The sequence below is a fragment of the uncultured Aquabacterium sp. genome, from assembly GCF_913773725.1.
Classification (GTDB): domain Bacteria; phylum Pseudomonadota; class Gammaproteobacteria; order Burkholderiales; family Burkholderiaceae_C; genus Aquabacterium.
Genome location: NZ_CAJYGK010000140.1, coordinates 1 through 5,264 on the forward strand (window position 1 = coordinate 1; position 5,264 = coordinate 5,264).

General features: G+C 63.5%; 4 protein-coding genes and 1 pseudogene. All 5 read left to right on the forward strand.

The genetic code is table 11. The features are described from left to right. The first annotated feature begins 157 nt into the window (after positions 1–157). The 5 genes and pseudogenes from QZ709_RS16525 (at position 158) to QZ709_RS16545 (ending at position 5,186) form a co-directional block, all read left to right on the forward strand. Positions 158–3,070 (forward strand): heavy metal translocating P-type ATPase, encoded by a 2,913-nt coding sequence (locus QZ709_RS16525; RefSeq protein WP_003098961.1) that lies wholly within the window; start codon positions 158–160, stop codon positions 3,068–3,070. 3 nt (positions 3,071–3,073) lie between these two features. Further along, positions 3,074–3,574 carry a signal peptidase II gene (gene lspA, locus QZ709_RS16530; RefSeq protein WP_003098955.1) on the forward strand — a complete coding sequence of 167 codons (501 nt, stop codon included), beginning with the start codon at positions 3,074–3,076 and terminating at the stop codon, positions 3,572–3,574. A 465-nt stretch (positions 3,575–4,039) separates the two neighbouring features. Beyond that, a pseudogene (locus QZ709_RS21335) lies at positions 4,040–4,222 on the forward strand (hypothetical protein); the annotation flags it as partial. A 337-nt stretch (positions 4,223–4,559) separates the two neighbouring features. Next, a complete protein-coding gene (locus tag QZ709_RS16540; RefSeq protein WP_003116833.1) occupies positions 4,560–4,772 on the forward strand; it encodes a hypothetical protein in 213 nt (70 codons plus the stop codon). A 21-nt stretch (positions 4,773–4,793) separates the two neighbouring features. Next, complete coding sequence (locus QZ709_RS16545) at positions 4,794–5,186, forward strand: hypothetical protein (RefSeq protein ID WP_003116832.1); 393 nt, start codon at positions 4,794–4,796, stop codon at positions 5,184–5,186. The last annotated feature ends 78 nt before the right edge of the window (positions 5,187–5,264 follow it).

A 5,264-nucleotide genomic window follows, 5' to 3' on the forward strand; every position in this document is an offset into this window, starting at 1 on the left:
ACGCTCAACGACCAGTTTGACCGCCTCGAGTTTGAACTCGCGACTGAATGTCCTTCTTCTCTCCATTAACCACCTCCGGTTTCATCTGCCACCTTAACAAGGTGTCATCGAAACCGGCAGCAGCCCAGGGGAAAACCTTGTCAATGAAGAGCGATCTATGAACAAAGAACCTTCCAGCCCATGCGCCTGCTCCGGCGGCAATGGCCAACAGACGGCGTGCGCCAGTGAGCAGGCCAGCACTGAAACCACCGTTTTCCACGTGAGCAACATGGATTGCCGCAATGAGGAAGCACTGGTGCGGCGAACGCTGGAGGGCATGCCCGGTGTCGAGCGGCTCCTGTTCGATCTTCCGCAGCGTTTGTTGACCATTTCGCACCGCGAAGTCTCGGCCGATGCCTTGGAGCAAGCGCTGAATTCGGTGGGCATGAAGGCTCAGGCTGTCCGAGACGCCGCCGTGTCGACCACCTACCGCATCGAGAACATGGACTGCCCGAGCGAGGAGAAACTCATCCGCTCGCACCTCGGGGCAGTCGAGGGAATTCAGGACCTCGACTTCGACCTCGCTGAGCGCACCCTGTCGGTGAAACACCTCGCTCAGGCACGCGCGCAGATGGAGCAGGTCCTGGCCTCGATCGGCATGCGCGCCAAGGAGCAGACCTTCGGCCACACGGGGCCGATCGAAGCCGCGGCTGTGATCCCATCCTCGGCCCTGCAGCAGCAACCAACCGCTGCCGTTTCCGCGCCGCCGATCGGCGAGCGGGTGACGTACCGGATCGAGAACATGGATTGCCCGACGGAAGAAGCGCTGATCCGCGACCGGCTGGGCAAGCTGCCGGGTGTGACCGCGCTCGACTTCAATCTGATGCAGCGTGTGCTGGGAGTCCAGCACACGCTGGCGACCTCAGCGCCGATCGAGAAGGCGCTTGCTTCCATTGGAATGCAGGCTGCGCGGCAGGACATGCAGACAGCCACCACGGTACTTCGCATCGCGAAGATGGACTGTCCGACCGAGGAAAGTCTGATCCGCGGCAAGCTGCAAGGCATGCCGGGCGTGCAGGGAATGGATTTCAACCTGATGCAGCGCACGCTCACGGTTCGGCACACACCCGACGCGATCAAGCCGGCAGTCGAAGCCATCGAATCGCTGGGCATGGAAGCCGAGGTCCAGAGGACTGATGAGCCGCGCGATGCCCCGGTGGCCGCGCACAAGACCAATTGGTGGCCGATGGCGGTTTCGGGCGTTGCGGCGGTGGCCGCCGAAGGCGTGTACTGGGTCAACGACGGCAATCATTGGGCCGTGATCGTGCTGGCACTGGTTTCGATCTTCACCGGCGGCCTCAGCACCTACAAGAAGGGCTGGATCGCGCTGAAGAACCTCAACCTGAACATGAACGCCCTGATGGCCATCGCGGTCACCGGCGGCATGGCGATCGGCCACTGGCCGGAGGCCGCCATGGTCATGTTCCTGTTCGCGTTGGCGGAAGTGATCGAGGCGAAGTCGCTGGACCGCGCCCGCAACGCCATTCGGGGGCTGATGGACTTGGCGCCCGAGACCGCGACCGTGCGGCAGGCCGATGGCTCATGGACAGAGCTGCCGGCCAAGGAGGTCGCAAAGGGCGCGGTGGTCCGCGTGCGTCCTGGCGAGCGCATCGCACTGGACGGCCTGATCACCTCGGGTCGATCGGCCATCAACCAGGCGCCCATCACCGGCGAGAGCCTGCCCGTCGAGAAGGCCGAAGGTGACCAGGTCTTCGCCGGAACCATCAATGAGACCGGCTCTTTCGAATACAAGGTGACCGCAGGCGCCAGCGACTCGACGCTCGCGCGCATCATCCATGCCGTGGAGTCCGCGCAGGGCAGCCGTGCGCCCACGCAGCGCTTCGTCGACCAGTTCGCCCGCGTCTACACGCCGGCGGTGTTCGCGGTGTCCGTGCTGGTTGCCGTCGTGCCGCCGCTCGCCTTCGGCGGCGCATGGTTTGACTGGGTCTACAAGGCCCTGGTACTGCTGGTGATCGCCTGCCCCTGCGCTCTGGTCATCTCCACGCCGGTCACCATCGTCAGCGGCTTGGCCGCTGCCGCCCGACGCGGCATCCTGATCAAGGGTGGCGTCTACCTGGAGGGCGGGCGCAAGCTCAAGGCGTTGGCCCTGGACAAGACCGGCACACTCACCCATGGCAAGCCCGAGCAGACCGACTTCGTGCCGCTGATCGGCGAGGCGCAGGAAGTTGCCGCCTGGGCCGCAAGCCTCGCGGCACGCTCGGACCATCCTGTGTCTCAGGCCATCGCCCGCAAGGCGAACCGTGACGGCATCGCGCTGCACGAGGTCGACGACTTCGCGGCGCTGCCTGGCCGCGGCGTGCGCGGCCGCGTCGCCGGGCGCATGTTGCACATGGGCAACCACAGGCTCGCCCAGGAGCTGGGCCTGAGCGAAGCGACGCTCCAGGCTCGGCTGGAGACCCTGGAGCGCCAAGGCAAGACAGCGATCCTGCTGATGGACGATGCGACCGTGCTCGGCATTTTTGCAGTGGCCGACACCGTGAAGGAAACCAGCCGTGAGGCGGTGGCCGACCTGCAGGCGCTGGGTGTGCGCACGCTGATGCTGACGGGGGACAACCAGCACACGGCCGCGGCCATCGCTGCCCAGGTCGGAATCTCTGAAGCCCGTGGTGACCAACTGCCCGAAGACAAGCTCAAGACCATCGAAAGCCTGGTCGGCGGCGAGGGCCAGGTGGGCATGGTGGGCGACGGCATCAACGATTCGCCCGCGCTCGCCCGTGCCGACATCGGCTTCGCCATGGGCGCGGCCGGCACCGACACCGCGATCGAAACAGCCGACGTCGCCCTGATGGACGACGACCTGCGCAAGATCCCCGCCTTCATCCGGCTGTCGCGTAGCACTGCGGCGATCCTCACGCAGAACATCGTTCTGGCCCTTGGCATCAAGGCGGTGTTCCTTGCGTTGACGTTCACAGGGCATGCCACCATGTGGATGGCTGTGTTCGCTGACATGGGGGCAAGTCTTTTGGTTGTCGTCAATGGGCTGCGCCTCCTGAAGTTCAAGGCGGCATGAACAATGGATGAACCATCTCTTCGCAAGACGCAGTGGTACTCACTCGCGATCGTTATATTCGCCGGCGATCAGGCAGCTAAGAGCTACATTGACGCGACAACTCCCTTGGGTTGGTCGCACGAGGTGGCGTCATTCTTCAACCTAGTTCACGCTCTCAATCCCGGCGCGGCGTTCAGCTTCCTTGCTGGCGCGGGCGGCTGGCAGCGGTGGTTTTTTCTGGCGATCGCGTTCGCAATATCGGCATGGCTCGCATGGCTGCTCTCCCGGCCGCTGCGCAAAACGGAAGGCCTTTCGTACAGCCTCATTCTGGGCGGCGCATTGGGCAACGCGTTCGACCGCGCCACGCGCGGGCACGTTATCGACTACATCGACTTTCACCTGCACGGCTGGCACTGGCCCGCCTTCAACATCGCTGACATGGCCATCGTGGGCGGGGCGATCGCGCTGGTGGCCCAGTCGTTCATGAGCGTGGAGAACCCGGCCGCCACAAAGGAGTCCCAGTGACATTGGGACGATCCGGAAATTCGCAATGCACACGGTGCAGGACACCAATCTGAAGAGAACGGCCCCCAGCATGAGCGGCCGCGGCTTGGCCCTCATGCTAGCGCCCACCGCCGCTTTTGCTGCAACGCCCTGTTGCGATGGCGGCGATTGCTGCAACGACGTCGCAATGCCTTGCTGTGAATAAACAGCACGCAAGCCAGTTGACCTGGCAATTATGAAAGTCCATCACGGCGATGCTGGCCTTTTTCGTTCCAATGAGCCGTCACGGAGAGGTGATGATGAAGCTATGCCGGGATCCTGCAAGCTTTAGGACGGTCTTCTTTACCGCATAGCGATATGCTGATGTCACCCGTTCGCCTCGCCTGGCAAGTACAAGTAGTTCGTCGCGGTTTTCTGGCCGTGTCCGCCCGCTTCGCTGGCCCTTTTGCCCCAAACAAGCGCAATCATGCCTGCGTTACCACCAAAGTTCGCCCCCGCCAGTTGCTGTTCCTAAAGGGCATCAAGCTCAACGCCATCGCCGACCGGCCAGCGTATTTCGCATCGCTGCGTGCCCGTCGGGGCCAGCCCATCGTCATCCTCGCAGAGCTGGGACCGGACGAGGCATTCGCCCTGTGGAAGCAGCATGTACTGGGCGACAGGCCTCGCTGACCCAGTTTCGCCTCATCCTCCTGACAGCCCCGCACTTATTGCGGGGCTTTCTTTTTTCCGCGTTCGCCAATCGGGGCTGTTGCAAATGCCGATTTCCGGCTGACGCGGCTCGCCTCGCGCATGAAGCTGCCCGCATGTGTCGCTGATTCGTCAGCACCATGCCAGCAGCCAGAGTTTCCAGGCTGCCGCGGATTCTTTCCGCGCTACCCGCCAGTCCGCCATCGCATCGAGTCTGCGGACGCGCGTCACCCGTGACGCCGATGCTTTTTTCTCAACCGCGTGCGGGAGCTGCCATCCCGTGAGGGACGAGGCCCCGCTTTTTCCAAGGAGCCCGTCCATGTCCCAGCAAGCCTCTTTCGGCCAGTTGGCCTTGATCCATTGCGGCAAGTTCCTGCCGCTCGAAATCCTGCATAGCGCCGCCGGCCACTACATCGGCACGCGCGATACAGAAGGTCCCGTTTCGCGGGAATCCTGCCAGTACTTCCGCAGCTATGCCGCGGCTCAACGTGCCCTCGAAAGAGGCGGCTGGTCCCAGCTCGCCACACCCTGATCCAACTGGAGGAACCACGTCATGAACCAGCTTTTGCCCCAGGAAGTCGTCGATCAGATCATGCGGGAAGAGCAGCATTTCGCCGCCGCGCCCCAAGCCTTCTTCGAGGTCTGGAAGCGCGGCGTCGAGATCGCAGGCCCGCAATGGTTTGGCGACGGCACGCGCGAAGGCCTGAACCAGGCAAAGAGCAAGTGGGATCTGCGTCCCGACATGCTGCGTGCCAACGACGCACTCGGCGTCCTGAGCAGCGGGGAACGCATGTTCCTGTCCGCCATGTTCAGCTTCTACAACGCGCGCGAGGGCGGTGCCATGCTCAAGCGCTGCCACTTCCAAGGACTGTCGGACTTCGATGGTCTCGATCTGCAACGTCGCCAGGTGATCGCCGACCTGCTGCTGAACTACAGCGGTTGGTGAGCCGGTCCCTGGCACACCTTCATCACTGCGTTCACGGGACCCCATGAGGGACATGCGCCTCGTTCGAGGCCATGTCCC

Bases quoted from the DNA above. Each gene is read 5' to 3' on its own strand.
- QZ709_RS16525 (WP_003098961.1), top strand. From the start codon at position 158: ATGAACAAAGAACCTTCCAGCCCATGCGCCTGCTCCGGCGGCAATGGC.
- QZ709_RS16545 (WP_003116832.1), top strand. From the start codon at position 4,794: ATGAACCAGCTTTTGCCCCAGGAAGTCGTCGATCAGATCATGCGGGAA.
- QZ709_RS16540 (WP_003116833.1), top strand. From the start codon at position 4,560: ATGTCCCAGCAAGCCTCTTTCGGCCAGTTGGCCTTGATCCATTGCGGC.
- lspA (WP_003098955.1), top strand. From the start codon at position 3,074: ATGGATGAACCATCTCTTCGCAAGACGCAGTGGTACTCACTCGCGATC.